Here is a 20842-nt window from a genome sequence, read left to right as displayed (position 1 = left end):
TAAACCTCACGGTTAGGGTTCGGAACGGCATCGGCGAGCGTACCGACCGTCCCACAAGATACGTAACTCGAGGCGAGAGGCCTTCGACGTGGCAGCACCGCAGAACTACCTCGCAGTCATCAAGGTCGTCGGCATCGGCGGCGGTGGCGTCAACGCCATCAACCGGATGATCGAGGTCGGTCTCAAGGGCGTCGAGTTCATCGCGATCAACACCGATGCGCAGGCCCTCCTGATGAGCGACGCCGACGTCAAGCTCGACGTCGGCCGTGAACTGACCCGGGGCCTCGGCGCCGGGGCCAACCCCGACGTGGGCCGCAAGGCCGCCGAGGACCACCGCGAGGAGATCGAAGAGGTGCTCAAGGGCGCCGACATGGTCTTCGTCACCGCGGGTGAGGGCGGCGGCACCGGCACCGGCGGCGCACCCGTCGTCGCCAACATCGCCCGCTCGCTCGGCGCCCTGACCATCGGGGTCGTCACCCGCCCCTTCACCTTCGAGGGCCGCCGCCGCGCCAACCAGGCGGAGGACGGCATCGCGGGGCTGCGGGAGAACGTCGACACCCTGATCGTCATCCCCAACGACCGTCTGCTGTCCATCTCGGACCGCCAGGTCAGCGTGCTCGACGCCTTCCGCTCGGCCGACCAGGTCCTGCTCTCCGGCGTGCAGGGCATCACCGACCTGATCACCACCCCCGGCCTGATCAACCTCGACTTCGCCGACGTGAAGTCCGTGATGTCCGAGGCGGGTTCGGCCCTCATGGGCATCGGCTCCGCACGCGGTGACGACCGTGCGGTCGCCGCCGCCGAGATGGCGATCTCCTCGCCGCTGCTCGAAGCCTCCATCGACGGCGCCCGCGGGGTGCTGCTCTCCATCTCCGGCGGCTCCGACCTCGGCCTGTTCGAGATCAACGAGGCGGCCCAACTCGTCAGCGAGGCGGCCCACCCCGAGGCCAACATCATCTTCGGCGCGGTCATCGACGACGCGCTCGGCGACGAGGTGCGGGTCACCGTGATCGCCGCCGGGTTCGACGGGGGCCAGCCGCCCACCAAGAGCAGCGCCAAGGCGCTCGACGGATACCGCGACACGACCCCCGCCTCCGGCGCCCGGATCGCCAGCCAGCCCGAACCCGCCCGCCCGGCGACCTCGTACACCGGCCTCGGCAGTGTCCCGGTCGCCTCGTCGGACCGCGACAGCGACAACGAGCCCGTCGCGGAGGCGCCGACCCCGGTCCCGCCCCCGCACGTGCCGCCGGCCCGTCCCTACCAGGACACCGCGGCCGAAGAGCTCGACGTACCCGACTTCTTGAAGTGATAGGGCACCGCCAGACAGCGAGCGGCGCGCACTTCGCCTTCACCGACCGGTGGGGCGGGGTGAGCGCCGTTCCGCACGACAGCCTCAACCTCGGCGGCGCGGTGGGGGACGACCCCGCCGCCGTACGCGCCAACCGCGAGCGCGCCGCGGCCGATCTCGGCCGCGACCCCGACCGGGTGGTGTGGATGAACCAGGTGCACGGCCGCGAGGTCGCCGTCGTGGACGCCCCGTGGGGCGACCGGCCGGTCCCGGCCGTCGACGCGCTCGTCACCACCCGCGCCGACCTCACGCTCGCCGTACTCACCGCCGACTGCGTGCCCGTACTGCTCGCCGACCCGGTGGCCGGTGTCGTGGCCGCCGCGCACGCGGGACGGCCGGGACTGGTCGCGGGTGTGGTGCCCGCCGCCGTCGAGGCGATGACGGCGCGGGGGGCCGACCCCGCGCGGATCACCGCGCTGCTCGGACCCGCCGTGTGCGGAAAGTGCTATGAAGTGCCCGCCGCGATGCGGGACGAGGTCGCCCGGGCGGTGCCGGAGGCGTACGCCGAGACGAGCTGGGGCACTCCGGCGGTCGACGTGGCTTCGGGGGTGCGCGCCCAACTCGCGCGCGCCGGAGTGAACCTCGGGCCGAGCGCCGGATCATCCGACGGGCCGGGCGCGGGTGTGTGCACCCTGGAGTCCGCCGATCACTTCTCCTACCGCCGCGACGGTGTCACCGGTCGCCTGGCGGGCTATGTCTGGCTGGACGGCGCCGCGTGACCGAGCATCAGACCGACCCCGAGGCCGAGGACGGCGCCAGGCGCGCGGAACTCGCCGCGAATCTGGACCGTGTCGAGAAGCGGATCACCGCCGCCTGCGAGGCGGCCGGGCGGGACCGCGCGGACGTGACCCTGATCGTGGTCACCAAGACCTACCCGGCGAGTGACGTCCGGCTGCTGGCCGGCCTCGGCGTCCGGCATGTGGCGGAGAACCGCGACCAGGACGCCGCGCCCAAGGCGGCGGCGTGCGCCGATCTTCCGCTTACTTGGCATTTTGTGGGGCAGTTGCAGACCAACAAGGCTCGTTCAGTGGTCCGTTACTCTGATCATGTGCACTCGGTCGACCGGCTCCGGCTGGCCGGCGCGCTGTCGACCGCGGCGACCGCCGCGGAAAAGCGGCTCGGGTGCCTCGTTCAGGTCGCCCTGGACGCGGAGTCGGGCGCTCAGGGAGAGCGCGGCGGGGTGGCACCCGACGCGGTCGCCGCGCTCGCCGACGCGATCGCGGCGGCACCGGGGCTGCGTCTCGACGGCCTGATGACCGTCGCGCCGCTGGCCGGGGCATACGCGGGCCAACCCCGCGCCGCCTTCGATCGGTTGATGGAAATCTCATCCGGCCTGCGCGAGACCCATCCGGCTGCGACCATGGTCTCGGCAGGGATGAGCCAGGACCTCGACGAAGCCGTTGCGGCCGGAGCGACACATGTACGCGTCGGTACGGCGGTACTCGGAGTCCGTCCCGGGCTCGGGTAACGTCACCAACAAGTCGGACCACAGCATAAATATGGTGTGGCGGCCGTCCGAGCGGCGGCCGAGGACCGCAACCCCGCTGAGAGGACGCAGAGCATGGCCGGCGCGATGCGCAAGATGGCGGTCTACCTCGGCCTCGTGGAGGACGACGGATACGACGGGCCGGGATTTGACCCCGACGACGAGTTCGAGCCCGAGATGGCCGCTCCGCCCGCAGCACGGGCCAGCGCCGACCCCGAGCGTGCCCCTCGCCGTCAGCAGCAGGTCAGCCAGCACGTACCGCAGCACGTAGCACAGAGCCAGCACCAGTCGTCGCAGGACGAACCGGCGCGTCTCGTACACGCCCCGGCGCCCCGTGAACCGCGGATCGCCCCCGTGGCGTCCATCACACCCGAACGTCACAGCCTGGAGAAGAACGCACCGGTGATCATGCCCAAGGTCGTGTCAGAGCGAGAGCCGTACCGGATCACGACACTGCACCCCCGGACCTACAACGAAGCCCGTACCATCGGGGAACACTTCCGCGAGGGAACGCCGGTGATCATGAATCTGACGGAGATGGACGACACGGACGCGAAGCGTCTTGTCGACTTCGCCGCCGGCCTGGTCTTCGGTCTTCACGGAAGCATCGAGCGGGTGACGCAGAAGGTGTTCCTCCTGTCGCCTGCTAACGTCGATGTCACGGCGGAGGACAAAGCCCGGATCGCCGAGGGCGGGTTCTTCAACCAGAGCTGAACGAGACGCAACCGCAGGGACCCGGCCACCGGGCCGAAGACGAGCAGGGGAGAGGGAAGCGCGATGAGTGTCGCACTCCAGGTGCTGTACATCGCGCTGTACTGCTTCCTGTTTGTGCTGATCTTCCGATTGGTGATGGATTACGTCTTCCAGTTCGCCCGTTCATGGCACCCTGGGAAGGCGATGGTGGTGGTCCTGGAGGGCACCTACACTGTCACCGATCCGCCACTCAAGCTCTTGCGGCGGTTCATCCCGCCGCTACGTCTCGGGGGCGTGGCGCTCGACCTGTCCTTCTTCGTATTGATGATCATCGTGTACATCCTGATCTCCGTCGTGGGGAACTTGATGTGAACGGTGCGGGCTCCCGATATGTCGACGATCACGTTGAGGTGAAGAGATGCCGCTGACCCCCGAGGACGTTCGGAACAAGCAGTTCACGACCGTCCGCCTCCGAGAGGGCTATGACGAGGATGAGGTCGACGCCTTCCTCGACGAGGTGGAGGCGGAGCTGACTCGATTGCTCCGCGAAAACGAGGACTTGCGCGCCAAACTGGCCGCGGCCACCCGTGCCGCCGCCCAGAACCAGCAACAGGGCATGCGCAAGCCCGAACAGCAGGACCGGCCGGTGCCCGCTGCCATATCCGGTCCGCAGCCGGTGCCGCAGCAGCAGATGGGTCCGCCGCAGCAGCAGGGCGGTATGCCGCAGTTGCCGCCCGGCCCCAGCGCCCAGCAGCAGCACGGGCCCGGCCCGATGCAGCAGCAGATGGGGCACCCCATGCAGCAGCAGGGGCCTGGTCCGATGGGCCAGCACCCGATGCAGCAGCAGGGACCCGGCCCCATGGGCCAGCACCCGATGCAGCAGCAACAGCAGCAGCACCACCCGATGCAGCAGCAGGGACCCGGTGGCGACAGCGCCGCCCGCGTGCTCTCGCTCGCGCAGCAGACGGCGGACCAGGCCATCGCGGAAGCGCGTTCCGAGGCCAACAAGATCGTCGGCGAGGCCCGCAGCCGCGCCGAGGGCCTGGAGCGGGACGCCCGCGCCAAGGCGGACGCTCTTGAGCGGGACGCCCAGGAGAAGCACCGCGTCGCGATGGGCTCCCTGGAGTCCGCCCGCGCCACGTTGGAGCGCAAGGTCGAGGACCTGCGCGGCTTCGAGCGCGAGTACCGCACGCGTCTGAAGTCCTACCTGGAGTCCCAGCTCCGTCAGCTCGAGAACCAGGCCGACGACTCGCTGGCTCCGCCGCGTACCACCCCCGCGGCTCCCTCCCTCCCGGCCGCGTCCACCATGGGCGGCTCGATGGGCGGATCCATGGGCAACGGCGGTATGGGCAACGGCATGGCACCGGCCGGCGCGGGCGCCGGTATGGGACACGCGGGCTCCGCGCCGTCCTACGGCGGCCAGGGCATGGGCGGCGGTCACACCCCCGGCCCGACGTACGGCGGCCAGCAGCAGATGTCTCCTGCCATGACCCAGCCGATGGCACCGGTACGGCCGCAGGCGCCGCAGCCGATGCAGCAGGCGCCGACGCCGATGCGCGGTTTCCTGATCGACGAGGACGACAACTGACCTAGCGGTCGGCTGGACCCGCACCACACAGGGCCGGGCCCCCGGGGAATCCTTTTTCCCCGCGGGGCCCGGCCCTGTTCTGTGCGACGACCACCGTGCGTAGGGGACTTCGCCCCCTACGGGGCTCAGCTCTTGCGCAGGTGGAAGGTCAGGGCCAGGGACTCGTCCGTGAACGCCGGGCCGAAGGAGGCATCGGCCGACGCGTCGGTGAAGCTGTCCGCCAGGACCTCCTCGGAGATGAGCGGGGCGTGGGCGGACAGGGCCGTCGAGACGTCGGGCTCGGCCGTGGCCCAGCGGACGTGGATCCGGTCGGCCACGTCGAAGCCGGAGGTCTTGCGGGCCTCCTGGATCAGCCGGATGGCGTCGCGGGCGAGCCCGGCCAGGCGGAGTTCGGGAGTGATCTCCAGGTCGAGCGCGACCGTGGCGCCGGAGTCTGAGGCGACCGACCACCCTTCGCGCGGGGTCTCGGTGATGATGACCTCTTCAGGAGCGAGCGCGACCTCCTCGCCGTCCACGACCACCGAGGCCGTACCGCCGTCGCGCAGCGCCGCCGACAGGGCCGCCGCGTCGGCGGCGGCGACCGCGGCCGCCACGGCCTGGACGCCCTTGCCGAAACGCTTGCCCAGCGCGCGGAAGTTGGCCTTGGCCGTGGTGTCGACCAGCGACCCGCCGACCTCGGACAGCGACGCCAGGGAGCTGACGTTCAACTCCTCGGTGATCTGCGCCCGCAGCTCGGCCGAGAGCCCCTCGAAGCCCGCGGCGGCGACCAGCGCGCGCGACAGCGGCTGACGCGTCTTGACACCGGACTCCGCGCGCGTGGCACGGCCCAGCTCGACCAGCCGCCGTACGAGCAGCATCCGCTCCGACAGGGCCGGGTCGACGTGCCGCTCGTCCACGACGGGCCAGGACGAGAGGTGGACGGAGTCGGGGGCACCGGGGACCACCGGCACCACCAGGTCCTGCCAGACCCGTTCGGTGATGAACGGCACCAGCGGGGCCATCAGCCGCGTCACGGTCTCCACCACGTCGTGCAGGGTGCGCAGCGCGGCCGGGTCGCCCTGCCAGAAGCGGCGCCGCGAACGGCGCACGTACCAGTTCGACAGGTCGTCCACGAAGGCCGACAGCAGCTTGCCCGCGCGCTGGGTGTCGTACGACTCCAGCGCGTCGGTGACCTCGCGCACCAGCACGTTCCGCTCGCCGACCAGCCAGCGGTCGAGCAGCGGGCGGTCCTCGACGGCCGGGTCGGCCGCCGAGGGAGCCCAGCCGGACGTACGGGCGTACAACGCCTGGAAGGCGACCGTGTTCCAGTACGTGAGCAGCGTCTTGCGGACGACCTCCTGGATCGTGCCGTGGCCGACCCGGCGGGCCGCCCACGGGGAGCCGCCGGCCGCCATGAACCAGCGCACCGCGTCGGCGCCGTGCTGGTCCATGAGCGGGATCGGCTGGAGGATGTTGCCCAGGTGCTTGGACATCTTGCGGCCGTCCTCGGCGAGGATGTGGCCGAGGCAGACCACGTTCTCGTAACTCGACCTGTCGAAGACGAGCGTGCCGATGGCCATCAGCGTGTAGAACCAGCCGCGGGTCTGGTCGATCGCCTCCGCGATGAACTGCGCCGGGTACGTGCGCTCGAAGACCTCCTTGTTGTGGAACGGGTAGCCCCACTGCGCGAACGGCATCGAACCCGAGTCGTACCAGGCGTCGATCACCTCGGGGACGCGGGTCGCGGTGCCGCCGCAGGACGGGCAGCCGAAGGTGACCGCGTCGATGTACGGGCGGTGCGGGTCGAGCCCGGACTGGTCGGTGCCGGTCAGTTCGCCGAGTTCGGCCAGCGAGCCGACACAGGTCAGATGGCCGTCCTCGCAGCGCCAGATCGGCAGCGGCGTACCCCAGTAGCGGTTGCGCGACAGCGCCCAGTCGACGTTGTTCTTCAGCCAGTCGCCGAAGCGGCCGTGCTTGACCGAGTCCGGGTGCCAGTTGGTCTTCTCGTTCTCCCGCAGCAGGGCGTCCTTGACCGCGGTGGTCCTGATGTACCAGGACGGCTGCGCGTAGTAGAGCAGCGCGGTGTGGCAGCGCCAGCAGTGCGGGTAGCTGTGCTCGTACGGCAGGTGCCGGAACAGCCGTCCCGAAGCCTGGAGTTCGGCGACCAGCGCCTCGTCGGCCTTCTTGAAGAAGACCCCGCCGACCAGGGGCACGTCCGGCTCGAAGGTGCCGTCGCGGCGCACCGGGTTGACCACCGGAAGGCCGTACGCGCGGCAGGTCTTGAGGTCGTCCTCACCGAAGGCGGGGGACTGGTGGACCAGGCCCGTGCCGTCCTCGGTGGTGACGTACTCGGCGTTCACCACATAGTGCGCGTCCGGGATCTCGACGAGGTCGAACGGCCGCTGATACGTCCAGCGTTCCATCTCACGGCCGGTGAAGGACTGCCCGGTCGCCGTCCAGCCCTCGCCCAGCGCCTTGCCGAGCAGCGGCTCGGCGACGACCAGCTTCTCGGTGCCGTCGGTGGCGACGACGTACGTCACGTCGGGGTGCGCGGCGACGGCGGTGTTGGAGACCAGCGTCCAGGGCGTGGTCGTCCACACCAGCAGCGCGGCCTCGCCCGCCAGCGGGCCGCCGGTCAGCGGGAAGCGGACGAAGACCGACGGGTCGACGACCGTCTCGTAGCCCTGGGCCAGTTCGTGGTCGGACAGGCCGGTCTGGTCCTTCGGACACCAGGGCGCCACCCGGTAGTCCTGGACCAGCAAGCCCTTGTCGAAGATCTGCTTGAGCGACCACCACACGGACTGGACGTACTCCGGGTCCATCGTCCGGTAGGCGTTGTCGAGGTCGACCCAGTAGCCCATGCGCGTGGTCAGGTCGGTGAAGGCGTCGGTGTACCGGGTCACCGACTCGCGGCACTTCGCGTTGAACTCCGCGACGCCGTAGTCCTCGATGTCCTGCTTGGTGGTGAAGCCCAGTTCCTTCTCCACCGCCAGCTCGACCGGCAGCCCGTGGCAGTCCCAGCCGGCCTTGCGGGTCACGTGGTGGCCCTGCATGGTCTTGAAGCGCGGGAAGACGTCCTTGAAGACGCGGGCCTCGATGTGGTGGGCGCCGGGCATGCCGTTGGCGGTCGGCGGGCCCTCGTAGAAGACCCAGTCGGGCAGTCCGCGGCTCTGCTCGACGGAACGGGCGAAGGTCTTCCGCTCGCTCCAGAGGTCGAGCACCTCGTGTTCGAGGGCGGGCAGGTCGACCTGGGCGGGCACCGGCCGGTACTGCGGCGGCTGCGGCTGTCCCTGCGCGGTCTGGTGGTCGCTCATCGGTGGTTTCCTCCGGCGGACACTGGTGCGTACTCCGTCGAAGGGACGAGAGCGAGCGCTCCCGCGGTACCACCCTCCTTGGCGGTGGAGGCGCCCCGCACACGGGGAACCCACCGCCCCCTCATTGGGGCAGCGACGCCGGTTCTACTCGCCCGGGGGCCTTGAGGGGCCTCCCGCGGGCTTTCTTCCGGCGGCTCCGGGGTGATCTTCGCACCGCGCACACCCCCGGGCTTCCACCGTCCCCGGGTCGCTCATGGCTGCGTGCGGCGCTACTCGTCCCATCCACGCCTTTCGCTGCGCTCAGTGTACGGCGCTGGGAGCGGCCCGGCCGAACGGTTTACCGGGGCCGCCCACTGACCCGAATGGCCTGCTCCGCGCGCCCCGACGCCGACTGTCACGGATCGTTACCGCCAGGTACCGGAATACCTGGCGGTGAGCTGGGCACAACGGATGCAGACCTGCCCGCCCTCCGGGGCGGACCGGTCGGCCAGGCAGCGCGCCCCGTTGCCGCGGGTCCGGAGCCGATTTACCGTTTCCGGCACGATTCGCGAACAAGATCACGGATGTGAAGGGGTCGCGGCCATGGTCGTGAAGAAAAGGGGACGGCCTGCGGCCGGCTCCGACCATCCCGGTGTGACCGGGGCGTCCGTGGCGCCTGCCCGCGGGCCCGCGGCGGCGAGGAAGTCCGTGCGTACGGTCACGGTCGCCATCGATGCGGAGGAGGGCGACGCGGCCGAGGAGGCACCGCGGAAGAAGGCGGCTGCCAAGAAGGCCCCGGCCAAGAAGGCAGCCAAGAAGACGGCGGCGAAGAAGGCAGCGGCGAAGAAGACGGCAGCCAGGGAAACGGCTCCGGCAGGGAAGGCCGCCGCCGCGAAGGCGCCGGCGAAGAAGACGGCCGCGAAGAAGGCGGCGGCCGAAAAGGCGGCGACGGGCCGTACGGCGAAGAAGACGGGAGCCGGCAAGGTGGCAGCGAAGAAGACCGCGGCGGGTACGGCCGCGACCACGGGGGCCGCGTCCGCGGTGCCCGCCGCCCGCACCGCGGGCCCCGGCGGCCTGGCCGTCCTCCCCGGTGAGGACCCGTGGACGCCGGAAGAGGTCGAGGAGGCCCGCGCCGAGCTGCTGGGCGAGGTCCAGCGGCTCACGGAGGGCATCAGCTCCTCGGAGGCGGCCGTGGCGGGCCTGCTGCGCGACTCGGGCGACGGCGCGGGTGACGACGAGGCCGACACCGGCACCAAGAACATCACGCGCGAGTACGAGATGGCGCTGGCCGCCAACACCCGCGAGATGCTGGCGCAGACCAGGCACGCCCTGGAACGGCTGGACGAGGGCACGTACGGCCTCTGCGAGTCCTGCGGCAATCCGATCGGCAAGGCCCGCATGCAGGCGTTCCCGCGGGCCACGCTGTGCCTGGACTGCAAGCAGAAGCAGGAGCGGCGCTGAGGGCTCCGCCCGCGGACGGCCCCGGTCGTACGGGTGTGCCGTACCCTCGTCATCAGTCAGGATTCGGCCTGGCGGGCACGGAGCACAAAGGCTGAGGGACTCACGTGACGGAAGCGGAGCGCACCATCACCACGCCGGAGGAGACGCCGGACGCGACGCCTGACGGCGGGACGGGCGTCGAGGAGTCGGGCGTCGCCGAGCCGTCGGAGCAGGCCGCTCCGGCGGCGGACGGGACGGAAGGGGCGGCGCGGGGCGACGAGCCCGCCGGGCCGCAGGCCGTCTCGCGGCGGCGGCGCCGGATCGTCACCCTGATCGGGGTGGCGGCGCTGGCGTACCTCCTCGACCTGCTCTCCAAGATCTGGGTGGTCACCAGCCTGGAGAACCACGAGCCGGTCAACGTCTTCGGCCACTACCTGCGGCTGGACGCGATCCGCAACGCCGGGGCGGCCTTCGGCATGGGGCAGGGCATGACGATCGTCTTCACGATGATCGCGGCCGGTGTCATCGTCGTGATCGCCCGGCTCTCCCGCCGTCTGCACAGCCTGCCGTGGGCCGTCGCGCTCGGCCTGCTCCTCGGCGGCGCCTTCGGCAACCTCACCGACCGCGTCTTCCGCGCTCCCGGCGGCTTCCAGGGCCGGGTGGTGGACTTCATCGCGCCCGAGCACTTCGCCGTCTTCAACCTCGCCGACTCCGCCATCTGCTGCGGCGGCGCCCTGATCGTCCTGCTCTCCTTCCGCGGCGTCGACCCGGACGGCACCGTCCACCGCGAGGACTGACTCCCGCCGGAGGCGCCCGGTCCCGCACTGGTACGGCCGGGGGCGGCGGGTCCGGCATACTCGTGTGGTGAGTACCGTTCCGGAAATCCGTTCCCTGCCCGTGCCCGACGGCCTCGAGGGCGAGCGTGTCGACGCCGCCATCGCCCGGATGTTCGGCTTCTCGCGGACGAAGGCCGCGGAGCTGGCGGCGGCGGGCAAGGTGTCGATCGACGGGTCGGCCGCGGGGAAGTCCGAGCGGGTGCACGGCGGGGCGTGGCTGGAGGTCGAGATGCCCGAGGCCGCCGCCCCGGTGCGGATCGTCGCGGAGCCGGTCGAGGGCATGGAGATCGTCCACGACGACGAGGACATCGTCGTCGTCCTCAAGCCGGTCGGCGTCGCCGCCCACCCGAGCCCCGGCTGGACCGGCACCACCGTGATCGGCGGCCTCGCCGCCGCCGGATACCGGATCTCCACCTCGGGGGCCGCCGAGCGCCAGGGCATCGTGCACCGGCTCGACGTGGGCACCTCTGGCCTGATGGTGGTCGCCAAGTCCGAGCGGGCGTACACCCTGCTCAAGGCGCAGTTCAGGGACCGCGTCGTGGACAAGCGCTACCACGCTCTGGTGCAGGGCCACCCGGACCCGATGAGCGGCACGATCGACGCGCCGATCGGCCGTCACCCCCACCACGACTACAAGTGGGCCGTCGTCGCCGACGGCAAGGCGTCCGTGACGCACTACGACCTCATCGAGGCGTTCCGCTCCGCCAGCCTGCTGGACATCAAGCTGGAGACCGGCCGCACCCACCAGATCCGGGTGCACATGTCCGCGCACCGCCACCCCTGCGTCGGCGACATCACCTACGGCGCCGACCCGACGCTCGCCAAGCGCCTGGGCCTGACCCGGCAGTGGCTGCACGCCAAGCAGTTGGGCTTCGAACACCCCTCGGACGGGCGCTGGGTGGAGTTCAGCAGCGAGTACCCGGACGACCTCCGGCACGCGCTCGACGTGATCCGCGCCGACAGCGAGTAGCCGTATCGGGGCCGGTGAAAGGCACGGCGGGGCGGCCGCGGGTCCGGCGGCGCGGAGCCGGTGTGGCATCGTGACGCCGTGGATCAGCTCGCTCTCTTCTTCTTCCTCATGCTCGCGGCCATCGTCATGGTGCCGCTCAGCGACCGGATCGGGCTGCCCTCGCCGGTCCTGATGACGCTGCTCGGCGGGGTCCTCGCGCTGCTCCCGCAGGTGCCCAACGTCCAGATCGACCCTGATCTGATCCTGCCGCTGGTGCTGCCCCCGCTGCTCTACGCGTCCGTACAGCGCACCTCCTGGCGGCAGTTCGCCGCGAACCGGCGGGCGATCTTCCTGCTCGCGGTCGCGCTGGTCTTCGTCACCACGGCCGCGGTGGCGGCGGTCGCCGACGCGGTCGTGCCGGAGATCACGCTGGCCGGGGCCTTCGCGCTCGGCGCGCTCGTGGCGCCGCCCGACCCGGTGGCCGCCACGGCCGTCGCGGGCAGCCTCGGACTGCCCCGGCGCATGATCTCCATCCTGGAGGGCGAGGGGCTGTTCAACGACGTCACCGCCATCGTGCTGTACCACGTGGCCGTCGCGGCGGCGCTGTCCGGCAACTTCTCCGCGCCCCACGCGGCCCTGGAGCTCGTGCTGTCCGCCGTGGTCGCGATCGCGGTCGGCCTGGCCCTCGGCTGGGGCGCCAACAAGCTGATGGGCGTGGTCGGCGACCCCACCTTGCAGATCGGCCTGTCACTGCTGGTGCCCTTCGCCTCCTACGCGCTGGCCGAGGAGTTCGGCGGTTCCGGGGTCCTGGCCGTGCTCACCACCGCGCTGTTCCTGGCCGAATACGCCTTCGAGGCCGACGACGTGACGGCCCGTCTGGCGGGCAACACCTTCTGGGAGATCGTCGACACCCTCGTCACCGGCATCGCCTTCGGCCTGATCGGCCTCGAACTGCACAATGTGTTCCGGGTCGGCGCGGGCGACTGGGGCCCGATGGTGCGGCACGCCGCCATAGTGGTCGCGGTGGTCATCGGCGTGCGGCTGCTGTATCTGCTGCCCGCGACCTGGGCGGCGCGCAAGATGCACAAGCTGCGCGACCTGGACGAGGACATCCCGATGAGCTGGCGCGAGAGCGTCATCATGTGGTGGTCCGGGATGCGCGGGGTGGCGTCCGTCGCGCTGGCCCTGGCCATCCCGCTGACCACCGACAGCGGCGACGGCTTCCCGGCCCGCACGGAGATCTTGTTCATCGCCTTCGCGGTGGTGCTCAGCACCCTGGTGCTCCAGGGGCTGACGCTGCCGTGGCTGGTGAAACGGCTCGGGGTGCGCAGCGACATCGACGCCGAGCACGACCTGGAGAAGATGCTGGCGCTGCGGGCCATGACGGCCGCCAAGGCGCGGCTGCGCGACATCGAGTCCGTCGAGCCGCTGAGCGACGACCTGTCGGAGCTGCTGCACCGCCGCGCCTTCGACCTCGGCGCGCGGATCTGCCCGGACATCGTGGACGACGAGCGGCGCGAGAGCCACGCCAAGCGCGTCAAGCGGCTCAAGTCGGTCCGCCGCATCCAGGACGAGATGATGTCCGCCGCCCGGCACGAGGTGCTGTCGGCGCGCAGCGAGGCGGGGTACGACCCGGAGGTCGTCGACCGGGTGCTGCGCCAGCTCGACCTGCGCTCGATGCGCGGCTGACAGGTGAGAGCCTCTCACCGCCGTAACGCCCCGCAGCGTGAGGGCCCCGTGGGGGCGTAAGAGCCTCTTACCTGGTGCCCGGTCCCGGGCCCAGGTCGCCCGATTCCGGCGCCGGGGCCGCCTCCCGGCCCGGGTCCTGCTCCTGGCCGGGCGCGGGCGCGGTGCTGAGCCGGGGCAGCGCGTACGGGTGCTCGCAGCGCAGCCAGTCGATCAGCTGCTCGCGGACGATGCAGCGCAGGTTGAAGATGTCGTCCGAGTCCTTCGCGGTGGCCAGCGCCCTGACCTGGATCGTGGTCGGGGTGGAGTCGATCACGACGAGCCCCCACGCCCTGCGGTCCCACTCCGCGCAGCTCTCCAGGATCTCCAGCAGCCGCTTGCGCATCAGCGCCACCGGCGCCGAGTGGTCCAGGTGCAGCAGGACGGTGCCGGTCATCCGCGGGTCGCCGCGCGACCAGTTCTCGAACGGATTGCTGGTGAAGTACGACACCGGCATCGTGATCCGCCGCTCGTCCCAGGTGCGCACGCTCAGGAAGGTGAGGGTGATCTCCTCGACCACACCCCACTGGCCCTCCACGACCACGGTGTCGCCGATCCGGACCATGTCGCCGAAGGCGATCTGGAGACCGGCGAAGAGATTCGCGAGCGTGGACTGGGCGGCCACACCGGCGACGATGCCGATGATGCCCGCGGAGGCCAGCACCGACGCCCCGACCGTCCGCATCGCGGGGAAGGTGAAGAGCATCGACGCGACGACGATGACCGTCACGATCGCGGTGAACACCCGCTGGATCAGCGTGAGCTGGGTGCGCAGGCGGCGGATCTTGGGCACGTCGTGGCTGACCGCGACATAGCGCGCGTACGAGGAGTCGATGACCGCGGCGGCGACCCGTACCACCAGCCAGCCGGACGCGGCGATCAGCACCAGCACGAGGAACTGGCCGACGGCCTCCGCGTGGTCCTTCGACAGATGGGCGGACCGGTAGCCGCCGCGCAGTATGGCGGTGCAGATCACCACCTGGAGGGGTATGCCGCAGCGGCGCAGCAGATGCCACAGCGGGGTCTCCGGGTGCCGGCCGTCCACCTTGCGCAGGGAGCGGTCGACGGTCCACCCCACGACCAGCGAGACCCCGACCGCCACACAGACGACGAGAACCGGGCGCAGCGCGCTGTCCATCACCATCCCGCGTCCACCTCGGCTTTCTTGTAGGAAACCCGGATCATCGGGTCTTCGTATCGCGGCGCTCCGCCCAAGGAGGGTAGCTGGCACCATGGTCGCGTACCGAACCCGAACAAAGGCAGCACTGTGACGATCGTCCTGTTCCACTCCGTCTACGGACCGCGTCCCGCCGTGCACGCCGCCGCCGACCGGCTGCGGGCGGCCGGGCACGAGGTCGTCGTGCCCGATCTGTACGACGGCCGGGTCGTGGACACCGTCGAGGCGGGACGGGCGATCCGCGAGGAGATCGGCAACGAGGAGCTGCTGCGCCGGGCGGTCCTCGCGGCGGCGCCGTACTCGGAGCGGGAGCTGGTCTACGCGGGCTTCTCGCTGGGCGGGGCCCTCGCGCAGACCGTGGCGCTCGGCGACGAGAAGGCGCGCGGGCTGCTGCTCCTGCACGGCACCTCGGACATCGCCGACGACGCGGCCACCGACATCCCCGTACAGCTCCATGTCGCCGACCCCGACCCCTTCGAGCCGGAGGACTGGCTGAACTCCTGGTACCTGGGGATGCGCAAGGCCGGCGCCGACGTCGAGGTGCACCGCTACCGGGGCGCCGGCCACCTCTACACCGACCCCGACCTGCCGGACCACGACGCCGAGGCCGCCGAGAAGACCTGGGCGGTCGCGCTGGACTTCCTGGCCGGGCTGTAGGACCGCGGGGCCGCAGGAGACCGGACCGCGCGAAACGGCGGGAGCCGGTCCCGTACGCGTAGGGGACCGGCTCCCGCCGTTCGGAGCGGTGTGCCGCTACTTCAGGGCCGCCGTGATCTGGTCCATCACGCCGTCGGCGGTCAGCTCCTTGCCGTTGAGCCTGATGGTCGGCGTGGACTTGATGCCCGCCGCGTTGAACGCGTCGGAGGAGTCCAGCGCCCACTTGTCGTAGGTGCCCTCCTTGACCGCGGTCTGGAACGCGGCGTTGTCCTTGAGCGCCGGGACCAACTGCGCCAGCTTGATCATGTTGGCGTCGTCCGCGAACAGGTCGGGGCCGGACTCCTCCGGGTGGTGGTCCTTGGAGTAGAGCAGCGTGTGGTACGCCTCGAAGGCGTCCAGGCTCACGTTGGCCGCCGCGCCGACCGCGCTCAGCGCGTTCTTGGAGCCGGTGCCGCCGAGGTTGCCGTCCAGGAACGTGCCGAAGTGGTACGTGATCTTGTACTTGCCGTCCTTGGCGCCCTTGAGGACGTCCGCGCCCGAGGTCTGCTCGAACTGCGCGCACGCCGGGCAGCGCAGGTCCTCGAACAGGTCGAGGTTGTTCTTGTTCTTCGGGTCGCCGACCACGATGGTCGAGCCGTTGGTGCCCGAGGTGTTCGCGGGCTTGACCAGCTTGTCCTTCTTGGCGGACTCCCAGTAGCTGGGCTTGTTCGCCGCGTTGACCGCGACGGCGACACCGCCCGCGATGGCCAGCACCGCGACGACGCCGACGCCGACGAATATCTGGCGGCGGACCTTCGCCCGCTTCGCCTCGCGCTCGCGCTCCGCGCGCAGCCGCTCGCGGGCGGCCTGCTTGCTGGCCTTGCTGTTCCTGCTGCTCATGGGGGATCTCCGTGATGACGCGTGGTGGTATGAGAGGAAAGTGCCGGTACGACGGTCAGACTGCGACCGCGACGGGCGGACCACGGCGTACGACGGAGTGCAGCAGCGGGCGCGCGGCGAGCGGGCCCGCCGAGGCGCGGGCGGCCGGGCGGAACCGGCGCGGCGGCACCGCGAGCCCGGTGCGGGCGGCCACGGCCAGCAGCAGCGGCCGGAAGGCGGCGGCGGCCATCACGCGCAGCACCCGGTGCAGCGCGGCCTCACCGCGCCGCAGCCACCAGGACGCGACCAGGCCGACGGTCACATGGACGGCCAGCAGCAGCCACGGCAGCGCGGTGGACGGCATCTGCGCCGCGGCGGCGCCGCCCGGTACCGCGGACAGCCCCTGGCCGCCGACCTGGCCGCCGTTGCACAGGAAGGTCTCGTGGAACGACCACCACGAACCGGTCACCGGGCCGCCCGCGGGCCCGTAACAGGCCTGCTGGCCCGCGGTGAAGACGGTGTCGACGGCCAGTTCCAGCGGGACCATCAGGCCCGCGATCGGCCAGAAGCCGCGCTCGTGCCGGCCGCCGAGCAGATACGCCAGCGCGAAGACACCGCCGAACGCGCCGCCGACCACGGTCAGCGGCAGCGGGGTGTGCGACATCAGCACATGGGAGGTGGAGGAGAGGGTGACGCACAGCGCGGCGAAAAGGGCAGCGCGCAGCGCCCTCAGCCTCGGCCGTATGTCCTCCATGGCGACAGAGTGTGCCATGCGCGAGCGTATGTGTGACCTAAAGGCGGGTAACGGATGGGACTACAGAGGGCGGCCGGCACGCGGCGGACTCCTCCGGCGGACCGGCGCGGGTGGCGGTACGGGGAGCCGCGCCGCGTTGTCGGACCCGAGTCGTAGACTCGCAGCGCCGCCAGAATCAGCCAGCGACGCACCAGCAGTCCGCCCCCTCTCGCCGGAGGTATCGCCGCCCGTGACCGACCAGCCCTTCACCCATCTCCATGTCCACACCCAGTACTCGCTGCTGGACGGAGCGGCGAGATTGAAGGACATGTTCAAGGCGTGCAACGAGATGGGGATGAGCCATGTGGCCATCACCGACCACGGCAATCTGCACGGGGCGTACGACTTCTTCCACCAGGCCAAGGACGCCGGTGTCACGCCGGTGATGGGCATCGAGGCGTATCTGGCGCCCGAGTCGCGGCGGTACAACAAGCCCGTCAAGTGGGGCGCGCCGCACCAGAAGCGGGACGACATCTCGGGTGCGGGCGCGTACACCCACATGACCATCTGGGCGCGCAACGCCGTCGGGCTGCACAATCTCTTCCGCGCCCAGTCGCGGGCGGCCTTCGAGGGCTACTTCCGCAAGCCCCGGATGGACCGCGAACTGCTCAGCGAGTACGCCGAGGGCCTGATGGGCACCACGGGCTGCCCCTCCGGCGAGATCTCCACCCGCATCCGGCTCGGGCAGATGGACGAGGCGATCAAGGCCGCCGGCGAGTACCAGGACATCTTCGGCAAAGAGAACTTCTTCGTCGAGATCATGGACCACGACATCGACATCGACCGCCGGGCCCGCGCGGGCCTGGAGGAGATCGCCAAGAAGATCGACGCGCCCTTCGTCGTCACCAACGACTCGCACTACACGTACGCCAACGAGTCCTCGGCGCACGACACCCTGCTGTGCATCCAGACCGGCTCGAACATGTCGGACCCCGACCGGTTCAAGTTCGACGGCAGCGGTTACTACCTGAAGTCCGCCGCCGAGATGTACGCGATCGACTCCTCGGACGCGTGGCAGGAGGGCTGCCGCAACAGCCAGCTCCTGATCGCGAACCGGATCGAGACCGAGGGCATGTTCGAGACGAAGAACCTGATGCCCAGGTTCGACGTCCCCGAGGGCTACACCGAAGTGACCTGGTTCCGCGAGGAAGTGGCCCGCGGCATGGCCCGGCGCTTCCCCGCCGGCATCCCCGAGGACCGGCAGAAGCTCGCCGACTACGAGATGGACACCATCGTCCAGATGGGGTTCCCCGGCTACTTCCTCGTCGTCGCCGACTTCATCATGTGGGCGAAGAACAACGGCATCGCGGTCGGCCCCGGGCGTGGTTCCGCGGCCGGTTCGATCGTCGCCTACGCCATGGGCATCACCGACCTCGACCCGGTCCCGCACGGCCTGATCTTCGAGCGCTTCCTCAACCCCGAGCGCGTGTCCATGCCCGATGTCGACATCGACTTCGACGAGCGTCGGCGCGGCGAGGTCATCCGCTACGTGACCGAGAAGTACGGCTCCGACAAGGTCGCGCAGATCGCCACCTACGGCACCATCAAGGCCAAGGCCGCGATCAAGGACTCGGCCCGCGTGCTCGGTTACCCCTTCTCCATGGGCGACCGGATCACCAAGGCCATGCCCGCCGACGTCCTCGGCAAGGGCATCCCGCTCTCCGGCATCACCGACAAGGACCACCCGCGCTACAGCGAGGCGGGCGAGGTCCGGGCGATGTACGAGAACGAGCCGGACGTCACCAAGGTGATCAACTCGGCCAAGGGCATCGAGGGCCTGGTCCGGCAGATGGGCGTGCACGCGGCGGGCGTGATCATGTCCGCCGAGCCGCTGATCGACCACGTGCCGATCTTCTCGCCGAAGAACGACGGCGCGGTCGTCACGCAGTGGGACTACCCGAGCTGTGAGTCGCTCGGCCTGCTGAAGATGGACTTCCTCGGCCTGCGCAACCTGACGATCATGGATGACGCGGTCAAGTCGATCAAGGCCAACAAGGGCATCGACATCGACCTGCTGTCCCTGCCGCTGGACGACCCCAACACGTACGCGCTGCTCGGGCGCGGCGACACCCTGGGCGTCTTCCAGTTCGACGGCGGCCCCATGCGCGCTCTGCTGCGCATGATGAAGCCCGACAACTTCGAGGACATCTCCGCCGTCTCGGCCCTGTACCGGCCGGGCCCGATGGGCATGAATTCGCACATCAACTACGCGCTGCGCAAGAACAAGCAGCAGGAGATCACCCCGATCCACAAGGAGCTGGAAGAGCCGCTCCGCGAAGTCCTCGACATCACCTACGGCCTGATCGTCTATCAGGAGCAGGTGCAGAAGGCCGCCCAGGTGCTGGCCGGTTACTCGCTCGGCCAGGCCGACCTGCTGCGCCGCGCGATGGGCAAGAAGAAGAAGGAAGTCCTCGACAAGGAGTTCATCCCCTTCCAGGCGGGCATGCGCGAGCGCGGCTACTCCGACCAGGCCATCCAGGCGGTCTGGGACGTGCTGGTGCCGTTCGCCGGATACGCCTTCAACAAGGCGCACTCCGCCGCGTACGGCCTGGTCTCCTACTGGACCGCGTATCTCAAGGCCAACTACCCGGCCGAGTACATGGCGGGCCTGCTGACCTCGGTCAAGGACGACAAGGACAAGATGGCGCTCTATCTCAACGAGTGCCGCCGGATGGGCATCAAGGTGCTGCCGCCGGACGTCAACGAGTCCAACGCCAACTTCACACCGCGCGGTGACGACACAATCGTCTTCGGCCTCACCGCCGTGCGCAACGTCGGGACGAACGTGGTGGAGTCGGTGGTCCGCAGCCGCAAGGCCAAGGGGCGGTACGCGACCTTCCCGGACTTCCTCGACAAGGTCGAGGTGGTGGCGTGCAACAAGCGGACCGTCGAATCGCTGATCAAGGCCGGCGCGTTCGACACGATGAAGCACACCAGGCGCGGTCTGACCGAGCACTTCGAGACGATGATCGACAACGTGGTGCAGGTCAAACGCAAGGAGGCCGAGGGCCAGTTCGACCTGTTCGGCGGCGCGGGGGAGGAGGGCGACGACACCCCGGCCTTCGGGATGGACGTGGTCTTCTCCGACATCGAGTGGGACAAGACGTATCTGCTCGCGCAGGAACGGGAGATGCTCGGCCTCTACGTCTCCGACCATCCGCTCTTCGGCATCGAGCACATCCTCAACGACAAGACGGACGCCGCGATCGCCGCGCTGGCCGGTGACTACTCCGACGGCGCGATCGTCACCATCGGCGGCATCATCTCCGGGCTCCAGCGGAAGATGACCAAGCAGGGCAACGCGTGGGCGATCGCCACCGTCGAGGACCTGGCGGGCTCGGTCGACTGCATGTTCTTCCCCGCCACCTACCAACTGGTCTCGACCCAACTCGTCGAGGACGCCGTGGTCTTCGTCAAGGGGCGGCTCGACAAGCGGGAGGACATCCCGCGGCTGGTGGCGATGGAGCTGATGGTCCCCGACCTGTCGGACGTGGGCACCAACGCGCCGGTGATGATCTCCATCCCGACGGTCAAGGTGACCCCGCCGCTGGTGGCCAGGCTCGGCGAAGTGCTCTCCAGCCACAAGGGCAACACCGAGGTACGGGTGAAGCTCCAGGGCGCGCGCACGACCACGGTGCTGCGGCTCGACCGGCACCGGGTGACCGCGGACCCCTCGCTCTTCGGCGACCTCAAGGCCCTGTTGGGCCCCGCGTGCCTGGGCGCCGCGCAGCAGCAGGCGGGCTGACCGCCGGGGCGCGGGCCGCGCGAGCCCGGCGCGCGTGATGTGAGTGCGGGGGCACCCCTGGTGGAGGGGTGCCCCCGCGACCACGCGGTGGGACTAGTTGTGGCCGAACTTCTGCTTGTTCTGCTTGTGCGAGAAGTCCTGCGCGGGCGCCATCTCCGGCTGGTTCTCGTCCATCGGGCGCTGCGTGCGCTCCCGCTCCTCGGTGGCGGCGGCGCCGCGCTGCTGGTTCTGGTTCTCGCGCTGACGGTTCTGGTTCTTGTTCTTAGCCACGATCG

At 70.3% G+C, this 20842-nt stretch carries 17 protein-coding genes; 12 read left to right on the top strand and 5 right to left on the bottom strand.

The genetic code is table 11. The features are described 5' to 3' along the window. Nucleotides 1–88 precede the first annotated feature (88 nt). The 6 genes from ftsZ (at nt 89) to ACZ37P_RS01135 (ending at nt 5115) form a co-directional block, all read left to right on the top strand. Nucleotides 89–1309 carry a cell division protein FtsZ gene (gene ftsZ / locus ACZ37P_RS01160; protein ID WP_355334113.1) on the top strand — a complete coding sequence of 407 codons (1221 nt, stop codon included), beginning with the start codon at nt 89–91 and terminating at the stop codon, nt 1307–1309. Continuing rightward, nucleotides 1306–2067, top strand: a complete 762-nt coding sequence (gene pgeF, locus ACZ37P_RS01155) for a peptidoglycan editing factor PgeF (protein ID WP_355334110.1) — start codon at nt 1306–1308, stop codon at nt 2065–2067. Before ftsZ ends, pgeF begins: the two co-directional genes overlap by 4 nt. Then, the gene (locus ACZ37P_RS01150; protein WP_401303751.1) at nt 2064–2816 is read left to right on the top strand and encodes a YggS family pyridoxal phosphate-dependent enzyme; all 753 of its coding nucleotides are present in this window, start codon (nt 2064–2066) and stop codon (nt 2814–2816) included. Before pgeF ends, ACZ37P_RS01150 begins: the two co-directional genes overlap by 4 nt. Nucleotides 2817–2909: 93 nt before the next feature. Then, nucleotides 2910–3548, top strand: a complete 639-nt coding sequence (locus ACZ37P_RS01145; protein WP_355334106.1) for a cell division protein SepF — start codon at nt 2910–2912, stop codon at nt 3546–3548. 63 nt (nt 3549–3611) lie between these two features. Next, nucleotides 3612–3899: a YggT family protein gene (locus ACZ37P_RS01140; protein ID WP_355334104.1), complete on the top strand. Its 288-nt coding sequence runs from the start codon at nt 3612–3614 to the stop codon at nt 3897–3899. Nucleotides 3900–3945: 46 nt separating this feature from the next. Continuing rightward, on the top strand, nt 3946–5115 hold the full coding sequence (locus tag ACZ37P_RS01135) for a DivIVA domain-containing protein (protein WP_391043975.1): 1170 nt from the start codon (nt 3946–3948) through the stop codon (nt 5113–5115). A 125-nt stretch (nt 5116–5240) separates the two neighbouring features. Here the strand turns inward: ACZ37P_RS01135 and ileS are convergent, their stop codons facing one another. Beyond that, nucleotides 5241–8408, bottom strand: a complete 3168-nt coding sequence (gene ileS / locus ACZ37P_RS01130) for an isoleucine--tRNA ligase (protein WP_401714697.1) — start codon at nt 8406–8408, stop codon at nt 5241–5243. 582 nt (nt 8409–8990) lie between these two features. Here ileS and ACZ37P_RS01125 point away from each other — a divergent pair. The 4 genes from ACZ37P_RS01125 (at nt 8991) to ACZ37P_RS01110 (ending at nt 13301) form a co-directional block, all read left to right on the top strand. Next, nucleotides 8991–9848 carry a TraR/DksA family transcriptional regulator gene (locus tag ACZ37P_RS01125; protein ID WP_401303743.1) on the top strand — a complete coding sequence of 286 codons (858 nt, stop codon included), beginning with the start codon at nt 8991–8993 and terminating at the stop codon, nt 9846–9848. Nucleotides 9849–9952: 104 nt separating this feature from the next. Continuing rightward, a complete protein-coding gene (gene lspA / locus ACZ37P_RS01120) occupies nt 9953–10624 on the top strand; it encodes a signal peptidase II (protein ID WP_401714695.1) in 672 nt (223 codons plus the stop codon). A gap of 67 nt (nt 10625–10691) precedes the next feature. Further along, nucleotides 10692–11633: an RluA family pseudouridine synthase gene (locus tag ACZ37P_RS01115; RefSeq protein WP_355334093.1), complete on the top strand. Its 942-nt coding sequence runs from the start codon at nt 10692–10694 to the stop codon at nt 11631–11633. Nucleotides 11634–11711: 78 nt separating this feature from the next. Then, nucleotides 11712–13301, top strand: a complete 1590-nt coding sequence (locus ACZ37P_RS01110) for a Na+/H+ antiporter (protein WP_355334089.1) — start codon at nt 11712–11714, stop codon at nt 13299–13301. Between the two features lie 67 nt (nt 13302–13368). On the opposite strand, the gene ACZ37P_RS01105 is transcribed toward ACZ37P_RS01110, so the two are convergent. Continuing rightward, a complete protein-coding gene (locus tag ACZ37P_RS01105) occupies nt 13369–14475 on the bottom strand; it encodes a mechanosensitive ion channel family protein (RefSeq protein ID WP_391044271.1) in 1107 nt (368 codons plus the stop codon). Between the two features lie 42 nt (nt 14476–14517). Here ACZ37P_RS01105 and ACZ37P_RS01100 point away from each other — a divergent pair, with 42 nt between their 5' ends. Further along, a complete protein-coding gene (locus ACZ37P_RS01100) occupies nt 14518–15171 on the top strand; it encodes a dienelactone hydrolase family protein (protein ID WP_355334701.1) in 654 nt (217 codons plus the stop codon). 96 nt (nt 15172–15267) lie between these two features. Here the strand turns inward: ACZ37P_RS01100 and ACZ37P_RS01095 are convergent, their stop codons facing one another. Beyond that, nucleotides 15268–16050, bottom strand: a complete 783-nt coding sequence (locus tag ACZ37P_RS01095) for a thioredoxin domain-containing protein (protein ID WP_401303736.1) — start codon at nt 16048–16050, stop codon at nt 15268–15270. A 55-nt stretch (nt 16051–16105) separates the two neighbouring features. Beyond that, nucleotides 16106–16801, bottom strand: a complete 696-nt coding sequence (locus tag ACZ37P_RS01090; protein ID WP_355334084.1) for a hypothetical protein — start codon at nt 16799–16801, stop codon at nt 16106–16108. A 211-nt stretch (nt 16802–17012) separates the two neighbouring features. Here ACZ37P_RS01090 and dnaE point away from each other — a divergent pair, with 211 nt between their 5' ends. After that, nucleotides 17013–20567 carry a DNA polymerase III subunit alpha gene (gene dnaE, locus ACZ37P_RS01085; RefSeq protein WP_355334082.1) on the top strand — a complete coding sequence of 1185 codons (3555 nt, stop codon included), beginning with the start codon at nt 17013–17015 and terminating at the stop codon, nt 20565–20567. Nucleotides 20568–20660: 93 nt separating this feature from the next. Here dnaE and ACZ37P_RS01080 read toward each other — a convergent pair whose 3' ends face one another. Continuing rightward, nucleotides 20661–20837, bottom strand: coding sequence for a hypothetical protein (locus tag ACZ37P_RS01080; protein ID WP_355334079.1), 177 nt, complete (start codon nt 20835–20837; stop codon nt 20661–20663). Nucleotides 20838–20842 lie beyond the last annotated feature (5 nt).

It is taken from the genome of Streptomyces sp. NPDC024632, from assembly GCF_055559175.1.
This window is presented reverse-complemented; position numbering and strand designations above follow the sequence as displayed.

Bases quoted from the DNA above. Each gene is read 5' to 3' on its own strand.
- ACZ37P_RS01145 (WP_355334106.1), top strand. From the start codon at position 2,910: ATGGCCGGCGCGATGCGCAAGATGGCGGTCTACCTCGGCCTCGTGGAG.
- ACZ37P_RS01140 (WP_355334104.1), top strand. From the start codon at position 3,612: ATGAGTGTCGCACTCCAGGTGCTGTACATCGCGCTGTACTGCTTCCTG.
- ACZ37P_RS01135 (WP_391043975.1), top strand. From the start codon at position 3,946: ATGCCGCTGACCCCCGAGGACGTTCGGAACAAGCAGTTCACGACCGTC.
- ileS (WP_401714697.1), bottom strand. From the start codon at position 8,408: ATGAGCGACCACCAGACCGCGCAGGGACAGCCGCAGCCGCCGCAGTAC.
- ACZ37P_RS01125 (WP_401303743.1), top strand. From the start codon at position 8,991: ATGGTCGTGAAGAAAAGGGGACGGCCTGCGGCCGGCTCCGACCATCCC.
- ACZ37P_RS01105 (WP_391044271.1), bottom strand. From the start codon at position 14,475: ATGGACAGCGCGCTGCGCCCGGTTCTCGTCGTCTGTGTGGCGGTCGGG.
- ACZ37P_RS01095 (WP_401303736.1), bottom strand. From the start codon at position 16,050: ATGAGCAGCAGGAACAGCAAGGCCAGCAAGCAGGCCGCCCGCGAGCGG.
- ACZ37P_RS01090 (WP_355334084.1), bottom strand. From the start codon at position 16,801: ATGGCACACTCTGTCGCCATGGAGGACATACGGCCGAGGCTGAGGGCG.